Origin of the sequence: Bacillus sp. RCC_6_1, from assembly GCF_041360755.1 — a bacterium.
Taxonomy (GTDB): Bacteria; Bacillota; Bacilli; order Bacillales; family Bacillaceae_G; genus Bacillus_A; species Bacillus_A cereus.
Window position 1 is genome coordinate 23,571 of sequence record NZ_JBFUPV010000023.1, and the last position, 19,243, is coordinate 42,813.

Here is a 19,243-nt window from a genome sequence, read left to right on the forward strand (position 1 = left end):
GCTTCTCATTTCCCCATAAAGAAAGACTTTCTCTCTGCCGTAATCCATTGCTGCAAGTCATCTTGGCTACGTCGGACAAGTCGATTTACTAAAACATCATGCCATACATAATCCTCTAATAAGTATATATGAACGGGGTCATCTGTATAAAAAGCAATATTACGCTCTTCGAGTGATGGTCCATAAATCATCTCTTTAGAATCTATCGATACAATAAACCAATGTTCTGTAGACAAGGTTTCTGTATAAGGTGTTATGCGATGGGCTTCTAGATTTTTAATGGGATCTTCAACATGTAGGGTAATACCTTGTATTGTAACTTTATCAGCTACTTCAGATAGATCTTCTTTTAACGCTTCATACATCTCATCCCACATTGAAATGACAATACGTCGTTCTGCTTTTTTTATTAATGTCTGACAGTAGCTAATGATTGTTTGATTGTCTTTTAAAGTAATTACTCGATTATCCGTTTTTTCCTCGGAAGTTTCTAGTTTTTTTAATGAATCACTTATTCCTTCGTAAGTAGATTGCCATTCTGTTTGCGCCTTCTGTAAAAAGATTTCAACAGGTAGAGGTGAATAGCGGGTGGTGTCATTTATTTCTTCTTTCATGACAATTCCTTTTTCTACAAGGTTACCTAAAATCTCATAAATTCGCGCTCTTGGGACACCCGAATCTTTACTCACTTGATAGGCTGTGACAGGCCCCTGTTTAACAAGAGATACATAAGATTTAGCTTCATATTCATTGAAACCAATTTTTTTAAGCTGTTGCACTATGTAGTCCACTTTTTTCGTCCTCCGATGTTTGCTTTTATATTTTAACGTTACAATAACTATTTACATTTAGCAAATTGGTAGTTACTATTACAATAGTGACTAAAGGGGAGGTTAATAGTATGGATTTTTATTTAGACCCATCTGTATTGATGATTTTGATTGCTTTTGGATTTTTAGCTGCATTTATTGATTCAGTTGTAGGTGGTGGTGGACTCATTGCTTTACCAGCTTTATTATTTACAGGACTGAATCCAGCAAGTGCAGTAGCTACGAATAAACTAGCATCGACAATGGGAAGTGCAACTAGTAATATTGTGTTTTATCGTTCTGGTAATCTTGATTTGAAATCGGCGTTTAAATTAGTTCCGCTCACTTTCATAGGTTCCATAATAGGGGCATGGACTGTTCATTTAATGAATCCAGAAGTATTGAAGCCATTAATGCTGATCATGCTTGGTGCGGTCGCTATTTATACGATATTCAAAAAGGATTGGGGTAGTATTTCCACTCATAAAAAATTGTCTGGTCGACACGTCATTATTTTTACTTTTTTTGTTTTTGCTATTGGTTTTTATGATGGATTTCTAGGTCCTGGAACAGGTTCATTTTTAATGTTTTCTCTTTTATTTATTGGGTATGATTTTTTAAAAGCAGCAGGTAATGCGAAGCTTCTTAATTTAGGAAGTAATGTTGGTGCATTGTTGATGTTTATGTATGTAGGGCAAGTAAACTATGCATATGGTTTTATAATGGGGATTGCTCAAATTGCTGGAGGGATTGTTGGCTCCAAATTCGCTATAAAAAAAGGGAGCGGGTATGTTCGTGCCCTTTTCATTACAGTAACTTGTTTATTGTTAGCGAAAAATCTGTATGACTATATTCAGTAAGTAATTAAAGAACGTAGAAAAGGTCAAGTATGCAAACTACATCGAGTATAAGAAGATACTAAGGAGAGATTCCTTTTAACATTTTTTAGATGCTACCTTGTTTGAAGATAGCATCTAAAAAGAAAATCTAAGTGAAGAGAATGAAAATAATATAAACTCATATTTTTCTGGGGTATGTTTATTGATTCTATTGAAATGTTTACTCTATATTCTTCTTATAATTAGGCCTCAACAAACTCTTAAAATCCAACTCAGCAATTAACACACTCAATAATATAAGCGTAGCCCCTAAGTATCCTTTTCCTGTCAGCGTTTCACCTGTGAAAACGAAAGCAAAGCCTGCGGAAAAGACAGGTTCTAATGAAAAAATAAGACCTGTATGGGTAGGTGTAGTGTATTGCTGGGCGATAACTTGCACGATGAATGCGACTGCGGTGCAAAATATACTTAAGGCTAGGATGATTAGCCATGAGTTGGTTGTGCTAGGCAGTTTTGGCGTTTCGATAATGAATGAAAAAATAAGACTAAATAGGCCGACGAAGCCTAGTTGCACTACTCCAAGTGCAATGGAATTCACATGTTTCGTTACACTTCCAGTAATGATGACGTGGATCGCATAAAACAGGGCAGACAGTATGCAAAATATATCGCCGTTACCGATTTTGAATTCGCTCGTTAATGTTAATAAGCCGATTCCTATTATCGTTAAAATGATCCCTACTATAACTTTCTTTTCCGGAATGTGTTTTAAAAATATAGCTGATAATATTGGAATGAAAATGACTGTGAGACATAGTAGGAAACCAGCATTAGAAACACTCGTATACTTTGTACCGAAAGTCGCGAAAATGTAAACGATAAATAAGACAGAAGCGAGTATAAATGCATATTTTACAGTTTTAAAATCGATCTTAAATAAATGTTTGTAAAATATTAAACCTGATAAAAGAAAAGCGATAATAAATCGTAATGCGATTAAATTATATTCTTCTATGCCATCAAGTCCAAGTTTTGTAAGTAGGATGGATGCACCCCAAAAAAATGTAACTAGTAGTAACATTAAATCCGCTTTTAATTGTAGTTTCATTTCTATTCCCTCGTTATGTATAAATTTTATAATCCCATACCCCTATCCCCATTATTCATTTTAATATTAATTCTGAATATTTGTAACTTAAATTTATCGACGTTTTATTCCATAAAAAAAGAGGCTGTTTATAAAACAGCCTCTATGTATCTGAAAATCCGAACCTTAACTAAAGACTACGTACAATCTCCAACCCTTTTCTTGCTAAATGAATCCCTGCTCTACCTCTTTTTATTTCCACATAACCTTTCATTTTCAGGAAGTTCAACCGGTGTCTCACTTGTGCTTCAGATAAATTTATTTCGACTTCTTGGCTCTTTTCAGAAATAATTCTTCGTCCGATTGCCTTTCCTTTTTCTTCATAATTCATGATAAGGGTAAGGATGAAAAGTGATTCTTGATCAAGAGCGTTTGAACTTGAAGAAAAGGGTTTAATATTTTCTGCCTGATCACTATTTGTTTTCTTATGAGGAGGCTTTTGGAAATAATGTTGATTAGGCAAATCATTTTTTGTTATTTGGTTTCCGGTACGGACAGCAAGCATGTAATCTATCGTATTTTTAAGTTCTCTTACATTTCCGTACCATGGATATCCGTGAAGTTCTTCAATCAATTCTTGTTCAATTTTGACTTTAGGGTCCGATAGTGCGACAAAATGTTTAGCTAATAATTCAATGTCATTTCGGCGTGCCCTTAATTCGGGGAGGTGTATAAAGAGTACTTTAAGCCTATGGTATAAATCTTCTCTAAACATATTTTCTTGAATCATTTTCAGTAGATCCTTATTGGTTGCTGCAATAATCCGGACGTCTATCGGGATAATTTGGCTTCCGCCAACGCGCATAATCTCTTTTTCCTGCAATACTCGAAGTAGTCGTGCTTGAAGTTTCAGGCTAATATCTCCAATCTCATCTAAAAAAATAGTGCCACCATTTGCTTGTTCAAATAGTCCCATTTTCCCGCCCTTTTTTGCTCCGGTAAACGCTCCGTCTTCATAACCAAATAATTCACTCTCGACTAAATCATCCGATAAAGCACTGAAGTTAACAGCAAGAAAAGGGCCGCTATTTCGCTGGGAAGCATTATGAATAGCACTTGCAAACAACTCTTTTCCGGTACCACTCTCACCCTCAATTAATACAGTTAAATCAGTCTTAGCTAACCTTTTGGCAATTTGTTTCGTGTCTTGGATCGTAGAGCTAATCCCAACGATGTTATGAAAATTGTATTTTGCTACATAACCTTTTTTGACAAATTCTTTTCTCAATTTCCGTTCAAATCCGATGGTCTTAAGGGCATTTCTGAAAGTAACAATAATCGATTGATCATTTATATGTAGGCGTTCCACTATTACATCCAAGCCGTTTACAACAAATATTCCGCTTTCTTGTTGCTTATCTGAAAGGATGAAGTTCACTAAATCGATATTATCAATAATGGCATCAATCGGATGACCAATAGCGTTTTTACTTTTTATTTTCAGCATGCTTTCCAGAAATTCATTAAAGACAACAATTCTTCCTTCATAATCAATAGCTAGTATGCCATCACCAACACCATCAATAACTTGATGCAGTTGTCGATGAGCTTTAGCTAAATTCTTTGTTAAATCTACTATTTTTCGATAGTATCTCTCAGAAACGTGGTTACCTGATTCCTCCATTAAATGAAATCGATCTAGAATGGACATGATTGTCGTAATATCTATTAATCTATGACCGATATTAATTACTTTTTCTACAAAGTCAGGGATAATTTCAAGTTCGCCAGGTGTGATTGCGAGCTTAATCATTTGTATATTCGTTTTTCCAGGATAGTATGGGACATATTCAATGTGGTTCAGCCCCAATTGACGCATCGTTTCAATTGATTCGTATACTGTTTCATGATTATCATTCACATATAGGGCTTGTGTTCCTTCTGGTAAAAATAAAAGCTGGTCTACGTTTTCATAATTTAATGTTCGTTTTGCTATTATTACTTCGCAGTTTTCCCCAATAAAGTCTTTCACCGTTTCTATCGTAAATGTATTAGGTAACAAGATTAATGTAGAATGAAATACTTTTGGAATACTTTCTTCTACAGAAAAACTTTCAATATCTATGAGGTCACCTATCATCTCCGTTAGTTGTTGATGTAGGGCTTTTCGTGTTTCTTTTAAAACGGTGATCAATACAATGTGGTTAGTTTCAAATTTGTTCATAGAGCACCTCTTTAGTTGAATGTAATTGGTCTAAAGTTGGTTATTAATTGGTCATTATGTAACCAATTAATAACCAATTATAATACATTTCAACATAGTAAACACCGATAAAACGACAAAATATTTAAAAATATGTAAATAATCACTTTAATTTTAATGTTGGCACGATATTTGCTTATATCAATGGTGTGTAAAGAAATAATGAAATGAGTAGAGTCATAATTTACATATTTAATTCTTTACCACTTGCTAGAAAAGGGAGGTTAAGAGTATACAATTTCAGCAGAGAAAGACAACGAAACCATTTAAATTATGAGGTGAGAGAAAATGAAACCACTAATTGGTGTTACGGGGTATTATATTGATCATAGTGAAATAGGGAAGGAGGGCTTACGAGGGCTACCAGGTCAAGATATGGCTATCTTTTCTTATGACTACATTCGTTCAATTCAACGAGCAGGTGCAACGGTTGTTCTACTTCCAATTGAGGAAGTTGATCAAATTGAGTCCACACTTAATCAATTAGATGGATTGTTATTGGCTGGTGGCGCGGACATCAATCCAATTTATTACGGTGATACTCCAAAATCATATATAGGTACTGTAGAGGAAGAACGAGATAATTTTGAATTAAATTTGGCAAAGCAGGCTTTAGAAAAAGATATTCCTATTCTAGGAATTTGCCGAGGATTACAGGTGTTAAATGTTGCAGCTGGTGGATCTCTTTATCAAGACTTAGAGCACGAGATGGGGCCAGAATATTTCCATGTTCGAGAACAGTTCCGTAAATGGCAAGGCTCTCATTCTGTAGATCTTCTGGAAGAGGGAAAAGTTTATGAGGCCATTGGCCAAAAATCTTTAATGGTTAATTCTTTTCACCATCAAGCAGTGAAAACATTAGGAAAAGATTTCGAGGCGAGCGCATGGTCCTTTGATGGTGTAATAGAGGCTATTGAATCGAAAGCTCATCGTTATGTAGCAGCCGTTCAATGGCATCCAGAAATGATGTCGGAAAAGGATGTCTTGCAGCAGCGTTTATTTAACCAATTTGTAAATGAAATTAGTAAAAAGGTAGTTAAATCCTAGCGTGTTATAAATAAAAGAATTGGTGGATAGCTTGGTACGTCATGGTAGTGGGGAAACCAGACTGCCGGCTGCTTGTAAAAGTAATAATCATTGGGGGATGAACAAATCCCCCAATGATTAAAGTTTCACTCTATTGCAAAGGGGATTGGTATATGAGTCAAGTATCAGAGAAGGCAGTTTCATTCGAGCCAGAAGAAAAAAAGGAAAGAAAAGAATGGAAAATAAACGTATTTGCAATGTTACTTGTCTTGCTAGTTATTGCGGCTGTTATTACACATATATTGCCGGCCGGAAAATATGAACAGATTGAAAAAAATGGGTATACAACAGTAGATCCAAATTCATTTAAATGGATTGAATCAACGCCACTTGGATTTTTTGATACGGTAAAATCTATTCCTACAGGGATGGTAGAAGCTGCTAATATTATCTTTTTTATTCTTATTATTGGAGGTTTTTTTGGTGTATTAAAGGCATCCGGTACAGTTGAGGCTCTTGTTTCAACGATGGCAAAAAAACTCGCTAACCGTGAAAAGTTAATGATTCCTATTATCATGCTGTTCTTTGCACTTGGCGGGTCATTAATGGGGATGGCTGAGGAAGCTTTAGTGTATGTACCTCTATTTATTCCGCTAGCTCTTGCGGTTGGATTTGATACGATAACAGGAACTGCGATGGTACTAGTAGGAGCGTCCGTCGGATTTACAACGGCAATTATGAATCCGTTTACAGTTGGGCTGGCTCAAGGGATAGCGGGTCTTCCTATGTATTCGGGGATGGGGTTCCGCCTCGTTTTATTCGTAGTCATATATGTAATTGCTGTTACATTCGTTTATCGTCATGCGATGAAAGTAAAGAGGGATCCTGCAAGCGGAATTTACGGAAAATTCGATACAAACAAGCAAGACAGCCTACTAACAGCGAAAGTAGAGTTAACAAAAAGACATAAATGGATATTAACGGCCTTTTTAATCAATTATATTATTCTTGTATTTGGTGTTATTAAGTACGAGTGGTATATAAAAGAAATTGCAGCCTTATTTATTATTTTAACTATAATCATTGCAATTCTCGGCAAGATATCTCTTGATGATACTGTAGAATCTTTTACACAAGGATCGGCATCTTTAATCGGGGGAGCTTTAATCATTGGTGTATCACGCGCTATTTTAGTTGTCTTGAATCAAGGGCATATTATAGACCCACTACTGTATCAAGTGTCGGAAGGAATGGAACATATTTCTCCTTTTTTAAGTGTTGCTGGAATGTACAACTTCCAAGTAGCGATTCATTTTATTTTAGCATCAGGTAGTGGTCATGCAATGTTGACAATGCCTATCATGGCGCCACTTGCAGATTTATTGGACATTACACGCCAAACAGCTGTATTATCCTTTTCATTCGCGGATGGTATTGGAAACATTATTTTTCCCACAGGTGGTACGCTAATGGCTGGATTAGCAATTGCAGGAATTTCATGGACAAGGTGGGCAAGGTGGATTCTTCCTTTAATTCTAATTGAATACTCAATCGGTCTAATAGCAGTTATAATTGCTCATCTTATTGGTTATGGTCCGTCTTAATAAAAGGTGGATATGCTTTCAATTATAGAAAGTTCGGATTTGAAGAAGATCGCTAAATAATGATGATAGAAAAGCCCGGTTTAGAAGGGCTTTTTTTCTATGTAAAATTTCATTTGTTTTGTTTACATAATATCTTTACAATCATTTGATAAAATATATGTAACTGCATATTGTGAGGGTGGGTGGTTATCCCTTCTTTCCATTTGGAAGGAAAGGGGGTGATAATATGGAGTTTTTGTTTGACCTTGTAAAAGAATTTGTAAAAGCGACTGTACGTGAAGTTTCAGCGTATTTTTTGCGGAAGCAACTTCTGGGTAAGGACAACAAAAAACCCACTCCGCGCCGTAGGAAGCAAAAGGGTGGGTTTCGTAAAAAATAGTAACGTGTAATAACCACCACCCTATACGGTAGCAGTTAAGGAAGAGATGTTAGCGCATCTCTTCTTTTTATTATATGCCATTTTATTTGATGTCATACTTATATAGTATTCTACGGAAAATATATCATATTCCTATTTTGTGGTCAATTTGATCCCGCTTTAACGGGCAGTAAGACCCCCACCTCAAAATTCAGTGGAAGCAAAGAAGTTAGGTGGGGGATCAACTGTCCGTAAAAGTCCGATTGGTTCAACTAATAATCAGTGGGGGATGAACAAAACCCCCCACTGATTAAAGTTTCACTTTATTGCATGATTGAAAAGGTGTAGTCTTATTCCTCTTCAAACTGAAAAATATCCCTGTTAATAAGTTGGTGGAGATACTTATCCATTTCAGCCGCAGAAACGCTTCTTTCATTTTTAAACCACCATGCGCTTAATGAGGTGATTGCCCCTGAATAAAATTCAATGATTAGATCATTTGGCATCGTATGATTTTTGCGCAGTTGATGTAACGCTTCTATTTCTTGTTTTCTCGTTTCGTGACTTAAATACTGTGTCCGGTTAATAAATTGTTCATCAGACATTTGTGTCTCTAATATTTTACCGATTTCTTCATGGTGTAGAAATTGTTCCATTACTTGAAATGGTTTACTTAATCGATCTGAAACGGGTATTTCAGCAATCATCTTGCTGTATCGTTTAAATCCAAATGCTAATAAAGCATCTTTATCTTCAAAGTGTTTATAAAAGGTTGTTCGGTGTACCATCGCGCGGTCACATATTTGGTTAATTGTGATCGTACTATATTTCTGCTTTGATTGTGTCATTAATTCAAATAAGGAATCCCATAGTAATTTATGTGTACGTCTAATACGTAAATCAATTTGTTTTTCATTATCGTTCATCTACAATTCTCCTTTTTTGTAGATTAAATATACAGTGGCTGAAAATTGATTCTCCCTTTTTAATCTACATATGTATATTATATTACATGTGTTTAGGTATATTTATCGTTTTTTTAGCAAGAAACAGGAGGAGAATTTGTAAATGAATATGACAACTAAGAGCCCTGCAAGTGGCAAAGTTGATACTTCTAATTTGAAACATACCCCCATTTTAATTGCATTACTTCTAGGGGCAATGGTTGCATTATTAAACGAAACGTTACTTGGTAATGCGTTAACCGTATTAATGAAAGAATTTGATGTAACAGCTTCAACGATTCAATGGCTTTCTACAGCTTACATGTTAGTAGTTGGGGTTTTAGTCCCAATTACAGCGTTACTTCAGCAATGGCTCACAACGAGACAAATGTTTTTGATCGCTATGGTAACGTTTTTAGCTGGTACATTAATTGCGGGATTTGCGCCGGCATTTTCCGTTTTATTAGTCGGCCGTATCGTCCAAGCTGTAGCGACGGGGTTAATTTCACCGTTATTAATGAATACGATTTTAATTATTTGTCCGCCTGAAAAACGCGGTGCAACAATGGGATTAATCGCACTTGTGATGATGGCAGCTCCGGCAATTGGTCCTACATTATCTGGAGTAATTGTGGATTCATTAAATTGGCGCTGGTTATTCTACATTGTTATTCCTGTCGTGATCATTTCCATTATAATTGGAATGAAGTACATTCAAAATGTTTCAGAGTTAACAAGGCCAAAAGTAGATTACCCATCAATCCTTTTATCGACACTCGGATTTGGCGGACTTGTGTATAGCTTTAGTGCATCAGGTGATTTAGGATGGTCTGATACGAAAGTGTATGGCGCTTTACTTGTTGGATTTATCTCATTATGTATTTTTGTCGTCCGACAATTAAAAATTGAGAATCCAATTTTAGAATTACGCGCATTTAAAGTCCCGATGTTTACATTATCAGTTGGATTAATCGTCATTGTGATGATGTCGTTATTTTCAACGATGACTTTATTACCGATGTTCCTGCAAACAGTTTTACTCGTTACAGCTTTTAAATCAGGAATCATCATGCTTCCGGGAAGTGTTATTAGCGCCATAATGGGACCAATCGCAGGTAAACTATTTGATAAATTTAGTCCGAAAGTTATTATCGTTCCCGGTATTGTGTTAGTGGGGATAGCAATGTTCTTATTTAAAGGCATTACTCCTGATACATCAATGGTACAAATTATTGTTATGCATAGCGTATTAATGGTTGGACTCATGTTTGTTATGACAGCACAAACATACGGTTTAAATCAATTAACACCAGATTTATATCCGCACGGAACAGCACTGTTTAGTACACTGCAACAAGTAGCTGGCGCAATTGGTACAGCTATATTCATATCGAAAATGTCTTCAGGAACAACTAGCTATATGGAAAGCTCCGCAAATCCACTGGATCCAGTAGAGAAGTTAAACGGTTTAACGTCTGGATTCCAAGGTGCATTTGCACTAGGGTTAGTCTTTATCATTGTTGCTTTTATCGTATCGTTGTTTTTAAAAGAAGAGAAAGAGGGAGTAAAGGCAGCGAGGGTTTTACAGAACGAACATTAAGGTTTATATAAAAAAGACATCTTTCCCTAAAAAAGATGTCTTTTTTATATTTTTTTCGTAACACTTGTTTTTGATGTCTTAATACATAAGAATTGGTATGTAAAATATTTGTATTTTTTGAACATGAATAATTATTGAGAATAACGATGCAAAGCCGTGCTAATAACTAAAAGTCCAATAATGAGAGAAAGTGTTCTTATAATAAGTTCTGCCACTAATAGTTCACCAAATGATTTAGTGACATCGTATATAGATCCTGTTATGAGAATAGGTGCAATCATAATTATAATTCCAATTATTATTTGAAGAAGTAGATTGATGTTTTTATTCAAGACAATCACCTCCAAAAAAATAGGGAATGAGAATATGATTTTTTTTGTATTATAAAATGATTATATCGTATTACATTAGACGATATAATCATTTTTAAATAGTAGAAATTAGAGACTTTTCAATAAAAAGGAATTAAATATGGTATTCTTTAGTTAAGATATGTAAACGAAGACGGGGGAATGAAGATGGATAAGAAGCTAAAGTATTGGCTAGCATCTATTATAGGGGGAGTAGTACTTGCAACTGGTATGACTTATGGAATATTACAGTTTGCTGAAGTCCCGCTTAAGGGGGAGGACCATGTTTTTGCAGGGGTTAATAAAGAAGACATACTATCGAATGAAGCAGAAGTGAAAGGTTCAAATGCACAACTTCACATTACAGTAACTTCTACTGAAGAAGAAGTTATTTCAGCTATGCATAGCATGACTCATCAAAAAGTAAAAGCGTGTGAAGGAAAGGGAGCAACCCCTATGTCCAAAAAGAATGCAGAGAAAGTAAGAAATATTCTAAACGGAAACAATTTCAAGAACAAAGAAGAGCTATTAGCAATTACTGAAAGATGGGCAAATAGAGATTTTAGTAAAATTGTAGAAGAACATAACTATTTTATTAAACTTCAAGGTGGCGTGATAGGTGAAGCTACAGTGATGGATAAGGTAGACGAGCAAGTATTCTGTCTCAATACTTTCGGTGATGATGTAACGGCCGCATTAATTAAATCAGGAGATCTTCAAGCGCTGTAAGGTGTTTTTTCTCTGATATAAAGAAAGCCTCAAGTATTCATATACTTGAGGCTTTTCCAATGGAAAGATAGGAATGGTCCGAATTCTTTACATTAAGAACAAAGTGGAATTACTCCTAAACCAATTAATAAAGCTGCAGCAACTGCTGGAATTGGTACAGGAATTTGAATACCTTCTACAAATAAGAAATATTGACCACTTACTATTTTAAAACAAACTAATTGCATGGCTATTCCTCCCTTCTTTTAGGATTAATACATTATATTAATTTATCTATCTATTGATATAATTAAATTATTTATTTTTAAAAATATAGTTAATATGTGAATAGTTTTCGAAAGGACCTGCTCAATCAATGCGGAAAAACATAAGATGAAACGAATCCATTAAAATACATGAGTGAACCTTAGTTTTCCCCTCTTATCTAAAGGAGGAACTATTATGGGTTATGGTGGTAGTTGTGGCGGTTGTGGCTTTTCTGGAGGCTTTGCTTTATTAGTTGTGTTATTCATTTTATTAATCATCGTTGGAGCTTCTTGCTTCTGCTAAAAACTATTGGAAAAGACACTCATATAGAGTGTCTTTTCTTTCGTGCAAAATGATTCCTGACAATAGCCAACTGTATAAAGTATACGGTATACGGTATACTTTTGCCTCATTAGACATATAAAAATGTTGGAGGGATGTTATGAAACTAGTAGGGAAGCACATTTATATTCGGCTTTATAAAACTGCTGATGCTAACGAGTTAGCTAACTTACATATTAGAAATCGCGAATTTTTTCAACGAGTTTGCCCGTTGCTCCCAGAAGTTTTTTATACAGAAGAACATCAAAAAATACGTCTTGAACAAGCTCTAAAAAAGACAGTTGAAGGACAAGTATACCCTTTTGGAATCTTTTTAAGAGAAAATGATAAACTTATCGGAGACATTTCATTAACTCAAATTGTTAGGGGGGACCTCCAAAGCTGTTATACGGGATTCACTTTAGATAAGGAGCATAATGCAAAGGGCTATGCAACAGAGGCTCTTCAACTTGTTGTAGATTTTGCTTTTAGGGAATTAAAGCTACATAGAATTGAAGCAGGAGCGATGCTTGATAATATAGCATCTATTCGTGTATTAGAAAAAGTGGGGTTTAAAAAAGAAGGTATAGCGAAAGAAAATATAAGGATTAATGGCAAATGGACAGATCATCAAATATTAGCTATTATCAATAGTTTGGATGTGTAAGCTTATTTTGATTCCAATAAAGATAATCATGTAACTCTTCAAACTCTACCAACAGTTTTATAGAGACCTTTACAATTTTCGGATCAGAAACTAACCTTACAAGTCTTGAAATTCCACCTAACTCTACAATTACTCTATTTGAAAATTTTACAACTAACCACACTAAGACTCTTATTCGTTTTAGTTTTAGCTTTGTATTTGCTGCGTTCGTCACATTGACTAGTAGACCATTTAAATCCACAACTCCACAAACAATTAGATTAACACCAGGGAGATACAAGAACTTTCTTATTTGAGGATGTTAAATGCCACTTCAGTTAACGCCTCATCAAGGCCATTATTTATCCAACAAACAACATATATTTGTTGTGATAAATCAAATTCATATTACTGTGAGAATAGTGACTATGGTTAGTATTAGTTATTAAAGAGAGCTTTGGCTCTTTTTTTATTTTCTTTCGACATAATATAACAATATATGAATTAACAGTTTGGTATTATTATCTAGAAATCTTACATTTATCTACAAATTATTATTGTATTTTTAGATTTTTAAATGTAAAATATTTCAATGTAAATACATACCATTTAGGGGGATAAAGAAATTTATGAAAAAATTATTAGCTTCAGCAATAGCGGTAACACTATTAACAGTGGGGTACAGTTCTTCTGCATTTGCAGCTAAGAGTCCTAATGATACAAAAAACTGTGGTCATTTTAAAAGTCAACAAGATGCTCAAGCATTCTGGGATCAAAATGGATATGGTGTTGGAAATGATCCACACCGTTTAGATAATGATAAAGACGGCATTCCATGTGAAGATTATAAATATCCAAAGAGCACAAATACTACAACAGAAAATAAAGAAACTACTAAACCTCAAGAACAACCTAAACAAGAAAATACTAAACAGGAAAACACTAAACAAGAACCTGTTAAACAAGAAAACACTAAGCAAGAGAATTCAAAACAAAATAACCAAACAACAAATAATAAACAAGAACAAACTAAGCCTCAAACAACTGCAAAAGAAACAAAGAAAAATACTAATACAGTTGTGAAAAAAGAAACGAAAAAACAAGGTGAAAAATTACCTAATACAGCATCAAACGGTGTTACAATGATGTTAGCAAGTTTAGGATTAGCATTAGCTGGTTCTGTATTAATGTTCCGTCGTAAAAAAACAAACGCATAAAATAGTTCCTTAAAACGGCAGGAGAAATCCTGTCGTTTTCAAATGGAGTGATAAAAGTGAATAAAAAACAATGGATAGGCTTATGTTTAACTGTTATTGGACTTACTATCTTTTCCTATTATTTTCTAGAATGGTATAGTGCTAGACAATCAGCAGAGTCGTTAACAACTAACGAGGCTAAACAATATGAGACCTCCACACCTTCTAAAGAAAATGAAACGCAAAACATCAATCAAACAGAGACAGAGATAAAGACTGACACTTCATTACAAGAAAAACCTGTACAAATTCCTGCTTCAAAGGTAAACCATCAGTTAGGAGATAAAGTAGCATATTTAATTATCCCTAAAATACAAAAGAAATACTCTATATATTGGGGAGCTGATGATAAAGTACTAAAAAAGGGTGTAGGTATGTTTGTTAGTGACTTAACTACTACACCATCTGGAAATGGTCATACAGTTTTAAGTGGACATAGAGATACTGTTTTTACCGAGCTTGGTCAATTAAAGGAAAATGACCAACTTATCGTGGAATATGAAAATAAAACATATACATATGAAATTAACAAGCATTGGATAACAGATTCAGAAGATCGAACAGTTATTGTAGAAAAAAGTGAGCCAACATTAACATTAACAACTTGTTATCCTTTTGACTATATAGGAGACGCTCCAGATCGGTACATAATTGAAGCATCTCTACTTTCCATTCATTGAGGATGGAAAGTCCAATACACATTAATTTTAATAATATGTATTGGACTCCCATTCAAGTATCATTTTTCTCAATGAATATTTGGTATATTTTAGGGTGCTTTTTACTATTTTTATGTTAAGATATTTTGGTTGATATTCATCTTATTTTAGGAGGTTGGAAGATCTGTTACATGCTTTTCATATGGATTTTAGTTTCTATACCGAAAGTATAAAAGTTTTGGGGTTATTAGGGAATTCTACTCGCTTATCAATTGTTTGTAAATTGATTACATATGGATCGTTGTCAGTTTCTGATTTAAGTAAGCAAACAAGAATTACAGAGGATTTGATTGTACAACATTTGCGTAAATTAGCCTTTGGAAATATTGTAATTAGTGAACGTATAGGGAAAAGGCTTTATTTCAAAATAAAAGATAATAAAATAATTGAGATTATTAAGGTATTAGGATTACTAAGTTAATTTTCATTACTTTCAATATAAATGATTTTGCTATAACTCAATTGTGCAAAATCACATTTAGCCCGCCTACGGAAATAGGGAGGTTTTTAATATACAAAAAGGCGCCCATATAAGGGTGCCTTTTCCAATAGTTTTTTAGCAGAAGCAACTGCATCCGATAATGATTAATAAAATAAACAATACAACTAATAAAGCGAATCCTCCAGCGAAACCGCAGCCTTCGCCGCAACTACCACCATATCCCATAACAATAGTGCCTCCTTTAGATTAGAGGGTAAAACTAGGGTTCATTCCATGGATTTTAATGGGTTCACTTTACCTTATGTTTTTAAGAATTAATTGAGCAGGTCCTTTTGAAAATAGAAAAAAGACGCCATAAGGCGCCTTCCTTTTAGGTAGATAAGACTTTAGTTTTCCAATCTAAAGAAATTTTGTATCAGCTCTTTGAGAGTATATCATGATATTTGCTTGATTTATTATGCATTATTACATATCATTGTAAATCCCTCTATTTTCCATTTGATAAAATACAATCCCAATATTGTTAATAATTAAATAAATATTTCTACAAATTGAAAATATTTACAAAAGATACAAAAGTGATACATTTAAGGTGCAAGTTATAAAAAATATTTAAGGGGGATTTATTATGTTTAAGAAATTAGTAGTAGGAACATTAACAACTGGTATCGTATTAACTGGAGGGATTGGAGCAACATCAGCAAGTACAGAAGGTGTAGATAATACTAAAAATTCAGCACCAATTATCCAACGTACCCAAATACTTAAAGATGATTTCAGTCTGATAAATGGTGAAAGAGAAGTATCGTTCGAGCATGTAAAAAAAGCAGATATGAGAGTTCATATGACAAACAATACTAAAGGTACACTTGATTGGTCTTTAAAAGACTCAAAAGGTAATGTTATTGGTTCTGGATCGTTAGCAGCAGGAAAGGGTTTTACAAATACGTACAATACTCTTCCAAAAGGTAAATATAAGCTTAAAGTTACTCACAGAAATGGTGGTTCTGGATCATTCTATGCAGCTGCTCGTACTTTAGACTAATATACATAGAATCATCTTAAGTATATTAAAGAAGAACAATCGGGGAGTTTGAGGATTAAGGAGTTTTGTTATAATATCATCGTTTGTAAATACAAAGTCACAAAAGGCCTACCTAGGGAAATAGGTAGGTCTTTTAATACATAAAAACACACCATAAGGTGCCTTTTAAGCTGTAACAAATTTAAATACATAGTACATAAAAAATAACAAAGATAGACTTGCTAATCTGCCAGCAATCGATTCTTTCATAAATTTCATAAGTATCACTTTGACAATCAATGCTAAGAATAATGGTATAAACAGTACCATAGCAAGTTTAATAGCTAAGTCGTTTATAGTTGGATTAAACGCTTCAAAATTAATGATGATATTCACTTGCCTCTCTATTATCTGTTTATATTTATAATTAGATTTTTATTGTTTTGTCTACTAAAAAAGCCGTTAATTTGAGAACTATTTATTTTTGGATTATAAGAGTGCTCTCACATTTACGACAAGTAATCTTCTCTTCCTCAAAAATGAATAGATTTTCAGCATCACATTCTGGGCATACAACTGCAAATGGTGTTTTTATATTTTTATAGCATAGGAAAGAAAAGAATGCCATGATTAGAGCAGGTATAATAAGCATCATAATTAAGAATAGGCCCGCAAAAACGCCTGTAATTATGGAAAGTGGTTTCATTAGTTTTCTACCTACGGAGTTTACTTGATTATCCTTTTTACGAAAAGCAGTAACAAGGTAAGTTTGGGTTTCTTTTACTGGCTCAAATGCATTTACCGTATTGTAATCTTGTTCATCCATAGTGGGATAGGAAGTGTTTGGTCCTTGATATCCTCGTTGTATATAATAATTGTTTGACTCAGCTATTCGTGGTGTATACGAGATTCCAGTTCCAGGTACATAAGTTGTTGTTCTTGATTCAGGTGAAATAGAGTTCCCTCCCATACCTGTGTATGTAAAGTTAATTTTCACACCCGGGGAAAACTGGATAATTCTACGAAATTTATAACCCATAATATTGTATCCTCTCTATCTAATTAATAGAATTCTTTACTAATTATAACAAATTTTCAGTGTTAATATTAATGTATTATTTTATAATAAAATAGTGATATTTAAATTTGCTAATTTAAGGCGTTTTATGAGTTCTCTTTTACTTGGACATTTGGTGCTAAGAAGGTATTGTATTGCTAAAAATACAACAATTATCGAGTAAGCTTATTATACCATCAATAAATGGGATTATTTATATTTTAAATTTAACATATAGATTGAATAATATTTTCTCTATATAGTTAAATAATCTATTATTTATTAAATTTAATAGGAAATTTTGCAGGAAGGAGAATATAATTTATGGTTTTTTTGAGAATATTTTTATTAATTATAAAGAGGCTCGATAATGCCCTATTAAACTTTGATAAGTTGGAAAACGAATTGAATGAATCCGAGAATAAATTTAAAAAGAAATTTGGTATTTATGCAATTGATTTAATGGCATTATTATTATTTTCGTATTTTTTTGGGGCATTACTATATATTTTTATTACTTTCTTACCATCTTTTAATAGCATTATTGTATCTTTTGTAAAAAATTTAGGATATATCTTTACAGGAGAGAGAGAATTCTTATCACCCTCCTTACTTATAATACCAAGTCTATATATAAGTTTTAAAGATATATTTTTATGGTTAGTTTTAATAGCATTTATTTCTGCTATTATAGTTTATTTAAATAAAGATAATAATGAGTTTAGAATGGTGAAAATTTTAGCGATAAGTAATAGTATATTACGTTTAGTAGTTATAAATTTAAAAATAGAAAAATCTTTAGTTATTATAGGGCCAATTTTTATTTTTGTTACATTATTTATTACATATGCAATGGTGCCAGATACTTTCTTTGTAGCCCATATATTGGAGATTTTGTTTTTTTGGACAGCTATTTTTGTTATTTTAATTACGTATTCAAGTTTTAATAAAGATAGTATTAGAGCGAAAAGATTTGTCGTATTTATAGTGTTTATACTTATTGTAATTTCGAATATTTTACAAAATAAAACACAAGGTTCCATAAGTTTGCTATTTTTAACAGTTACTATATTTTTGACATTTGAAAGAGTATTTGCAATCCTTGTGGAATATAAGGAACAGATATATGAAGGGAAAGAATGGATATTTGCATTAAGAAATTTAGAACAAAAAGATTACGATAAGATAAGAACTAAGCATAATTTGGATAATGATGATTACTTAGAAATTTTTGAGGATAAGGTTTTAGCGGGGATGGTATTTTATAAAGGTACAAAAAGAGATTTATTAAAATCAAAAGTATGTTTTGAGAGTAGTTTAGTCGATAACCCAGATGATACATTTTGTAAATATTTATTAGCTCAAGTGTTAGTGGATATTGGTGAGGAGCAAAACATTCAAAAAAGTATTGATTTGCTTCAAGAAATAAAAAAACAACAGCAAGAAAATCCATATGTATTTGAAGTTAAAGATGTTGAAGAATATATAGCATATTTAGAGTTTAGTAGTGAAAATCCTAAATACAATGAAATAATTAATATTTTAAAAGATAAGAGGAATTTACAAAATGATTTTGTTTATATATTAGGAGTATCTTATTTGTACGTAGAAGATTTAAAAAAGGCAAGAGAGACGTTGGAGTTGTTAGAAGGGAAAGAAGATAAGCTAAGTTTTAATGATTGGCATGAGTACATGGATTATTTGGAAACTAAGGAAATGGAATTAAATCAAGAAAATAATTAGTAGTTTGTTTGATGGAAATGTATAAAATTTCATTTTAATTACATAGGAATTTTATGAATTTCAAGTCGGAGGAAGACACCCTAAGGTGCTTTCCTCCGACTTGAACCACTTTAATTTTAATAATATGTATTGGATTTCCATTCAAGTATCATTTTTCTCAATGAATAATTGGTATATTTT

23 protein-coding genes are annotated in these 19,243 nt (G+C 33.2%); 13 read left to right on the forward strand and 10 right to left on the reverse strand.

The genetic code is table 11. The features are described from left to right. Positions 1 to 5 precede the first annotated feature (5 nt). On the reverse strand, positions 6 to 791 hold the full coding sequence (locus AB6801_RS29960; RefSeq protein WP_000384621.1) for a TrmB family transcriptional regulator: 786 nt from the start codon (positions 789 to 791) through the stop codon (positions 6 to 8). Between the two features lie 110 nt (positions 792 to 901). Here AB6801_RS29960 and AB6801_RS29965 point away from each other — a divergent pair, with 110 nt between their 5' ends. Continuing rightward, entirely contained in the window at positions 902 to 1,669 is a 768-nt protein-coding gene (locus AB6801_RS29965) for a TSUP family transporter (protein WP_000348425.1), read from the forward strand. A gap of 199 nt (positions 1,670 to 1,868) precedes the next feature. Here AB6801_RS29965 and AB6801_RS29970 read toward each other — a convergent pair whose 3' ends face one another. Continuing rightward, positions 1,869 to 2,756 carry a DMT family transporter gene (locus tag AB6801_RS29970; RefSeq protein WP_000776060.1) on the reverse strand — a complete coding sequence of 296 codons (888 nt, stop codon included), beginning with the start codon at positions 2,754 to 2,756 and terminating at the stop codon, positions 1,869 to 1,871. Between the two features lie 169 nt (positions 2,757 to 2,925). Next, positions 2,926 to 4,959 carry a sigma 54-interacting transcriptional regulator gene (locus tag AB6801_RS29975; RefSeq protein WP_097999429.1) on the reverse strand — a complete coding sequence of 678 codons (2,034 nt, stop codon included), beginning with the start codon at positions 4,957 to 4,959 and terminating at the stop codon, positions 2,926 to 2,928. 327 nt (positions 4,960 to 5,286) lie between these two features. Here AB6801_RS29975 and AB6801_RS29980 point away from each other — a divergent pair, with 327 nt between their 5' ends. The 3 genes from AB6801_RS29980 (at position 5,287) to AB6801_RS29990 (ending at position 8,007) form a co-directional block, all read left to right on the forward strand. Further along, positions 5,287 to 6,045 (forward strand): gamma-glutamyl-gamma-aminobutyrate hydrolase family protein, encoded by a 759-nt coding sequence (locus AB6801_RS29980; RefSeq protein ID WP_097999428.1) that lies wholly within the window; start codon positions 5,287 to 5,289, stop codon positions 6,043 to 6,045. A 152-nt stretch (positions 6,046 to 6,197) separates the two neighbouring features. Continuing rightward, positions 6,198 to 7,628, forward strand: coding sequence for a YfcC family protein (locus tag AB6801_RS29985; RefSeq protein ID WP_097999427.1), 1,431 nt, complete (start codon positions 6,198 to 6,200; stop codon positions 7,626 to 7,628). 226 nt (positions 7,629 to 7,854) lie between these two features. Beyond that, on the forward strand, positions 7,855 to 8,007 hold the full coding sequence (locus AB6801_RS29990) for a hypothetical protein (RefSeq protein ID WP_000394757.1): 153 nt from the start codon (positions 7,855 to 7,857) through the stop codon (positions 8,005 to 8,007). A 329-nt stretch (positions 8,008 to 8,336) separates the two neighbouring features. On the opposite strand, the gene AB6801_RS29995 is transcribed toward AB6801_RS29990, so the two are convergent. Beyond that, positions 8,337 to 8,912, reverse strand: coding sequence for a TetR/AcrR family transcriptional regulator (locus tag AB6801_RS29995; protein WP_000999274.1), 576 nt, complete (start codon positions 8,910 to 8,912; stop codon positions 8,337 to 8,339). A 142-nt stretch (positions 8,913 to 9,054) separates the two neighbouring features. On the opposite strand from AB6801_RS29995, the gene AB6801_RS30000 reads away from it, so the two are divergent. After that, a complete protein-coding gene (locus AB6801_RS30000; protein WP_097999426.1) occupies positions 9,055 to 10,530 on the forward strand; it encodes an MDR family MFS transporter in 1,476 nt (491 codons plus the stop codon). A gap of 131 nt (positions 10,531 to 10,661) precedes the next feature. Here AB6801_RS30000 and AB6801_RS30005 read toward each other — a convergent pair whose 3' ends face one another. Further along, positions 10,662 to 10,862, reverse strand: a complete 201-nt coding sequence (locus AB6801_RS30005) for a hypothetical protein (RefSeq protein WP_001038824.1) — start codon at positions 10,860 to 10,862, stop codon at positions 10,662 to 10,664. Positions 10,863 to 11,048: 186 nt separating this feature from the next. On the opposite strand from AB6801_RS30005, the gene AB6801_RS30010 reads away from it, so the two are divergent. After that, positions 11,049 to 11,609 carry a PRK06770 family protein gene (locus tag AB6801_RS30010; protein ID WP_097999425.1) on the forward strand — a complete coding sequence of 187 codons (561 nt, stop codon included), beginning with the start codon at positions 11,049 to 11,051 and terminating at the stop codon, positions 11,607 to 11,609. Positions 11,610 to 11,701: 92 nt separating this feature from the next. On the opposite strand, the gene AB6801_RS30015 is transcribed toward AB6801_RS30010, so the two are convergent. Continuing rightward, a complete protein-coding gene (locus tag AB6801_RS30015; protein WP_001177693.1) occupies positions 11,702 to 11,836 on the reverse strand; it encodes a hypothetical protein in 135 nt (44 codons plus the stop codon). Between the two features lie 214 nt (positions 11,837 to 12,050). Between AB6801_RS30015 and AB6801_RS30020 the strand changes: the two genes are divergently transcribed. Together AB6801_RS30020 and AB6801_RS30025 are read left to right on the forward strand one after the other, a co-directional pair. Further along, positions 12,051 to 12,158, forward strand: a complete 108-nt coding sequence (locus AB6801_RS30020) for a YjcZ family sporulation protein (protein WP_000540375.1) — start codon at positions 12,051 to 12,053, stop codon at positions 12,156 to 12,158. 139 nt (positions 12,159 to 12,297) lie between these two features. Further along, on the forward strand, positions 12,298 to 12,843 hold the full coding sequence (locus AB6801_RS30025) for a GNAT family N-acetyltransferase (protein ID WP_097999424.1): 546 nt from the start codon (positions 12,298 to 12,300) through the stop codon (positions 12,841 to 12,843). On the opposite strand, the gene AB6801_RS30030 is transcribed toward AB6801_RS30025, so the two are convergent. Further along, positions 12,824 to 13,084, reverse strand: a complete 261-nt coding sequence (locus AB6801_RS30030) for a hypothetical protein (protein ID WP_176520363.1) — start codon at positions 13,082 to 13,084, stop codon at positions 12,824 to 12,826. The two genes, AB6801_RS30025 and AB6801_RS30030, sit on opposite strands and share 20 nt — an antisense overlap. A gap of 367 nt (positions 13,085 to 13,451) precedes the next feature. On the opposite strand from AB6801_RS30030, the gene AB6801_RS30035 reads away from it, so the two are divergent. From AB6801_RS30035 to AB6801_RS30045, 3 genes are all read left to right on the forward strand, one after another. Next, complete coding sequence (locus tag AB6801_RS30035; RefSeq protein ID WP_370941349.1) at positions 13,452 to 14,039, forward strand: excalibur calcium-binding domain-containing protein; 588 nt, start codon at positions 13,452 to 13,454, stop codon at positions 14,037 to 14,039. Between the two features lie 56 nt (positions 14,040 to 14,095). Beyond that, entirely contained in the window at positions 14,096 to 14,758 is a 663-nt protein-coding gene (locus AB6801_RS30040; protein WP_001036101.1) for a class D sortase, read from the forward strand. 181 nt (positions 14,759 to 14,939) lie between these two features. After that, complete coding sequence (locus AB6801_RS30045; protein ID WP_070757265.1) at positions 14,940 to 15,218, forward strand: ArsR/SmtB family transcription factor; 279 nt, start codon at positions 14,940 to 14,942, stop codon at positions 15,216 to 15,218. Positions 15,219 to 15,353: 135 nt separating this feature from the next. Here the strand turns inward: AB6801_RS30045 and AB6801_RS30050 are convergent, their stop codons facing one another. Beyond that, entirely contained in the window at positions 15,354 to 15,464 is a 111-nt protein-coding gene (locus AB6801_RS30050; RefSeq protein WP_000540371.1) for a YjcZ family sporulation protein, read from the reverse strand. A 403-nt stretch (positions 15,465 to 15,867) separates the two neighbouring features. Here AB6801_RS30050 and AB6801_RS30055 point away from each other — a divergent pair, with 403 nt between their 5' ends. Then, a complete protein-coding gene (locus AB6801_RS30055) occupies positions 15,868 to 16,284 on the forward strand; it encodes a hypothetical protein (RefSeq protein WP_000473854.1) in 417 nt (138 codons plus the stop codon). Between the two features lie 165 nt (positions 16,285 to 16,449). Here the strand turns inward: AB6801_RS30055 and AB6801_RS30060 are convergent, their stop codons facing one another. Next, positions 16,450 to 16,659 (reverse strand): hypothetical protein, encoded by a 210-nt coding sequence (locus tag AB6801_RS30060; RefSeq protein ID WP_001021326.1) that lies wholly within the window; start codon positions 16,657 to 16,659, stop codon positions 16,450 to 16,452. Between the two features lie 82 nt (positions 16,660 to 16,741). Then, positions 16,742 to 17,302, reverse strand: a complete 561-nt coding sequence (locus AB6801_RS30065; protein WP_000540755.1) for a DUF4236 domain-containing protein — start codon at positions 17,300 to 17,302, stop codon at positions 16,742 to 16,744. Positions 17,303 to 17,644: 342 nt separating this feature from the next. Here AB6801_RS30065 and AB6801_RS30070 point away from each other — a divergent pair, with 342 nt between their 5' ends. Continuing rightward, entirely contained in the window at positions 17,645 to 19,063 is a 1,419-nt protein-coding gene (locus AB6801_RS30070) for a hypothetical protein (RefSeq protein WP_097999309.1), read from the forward strand. Positions 19,064 to 19,243: the final 180 nt, after the last annotated feature.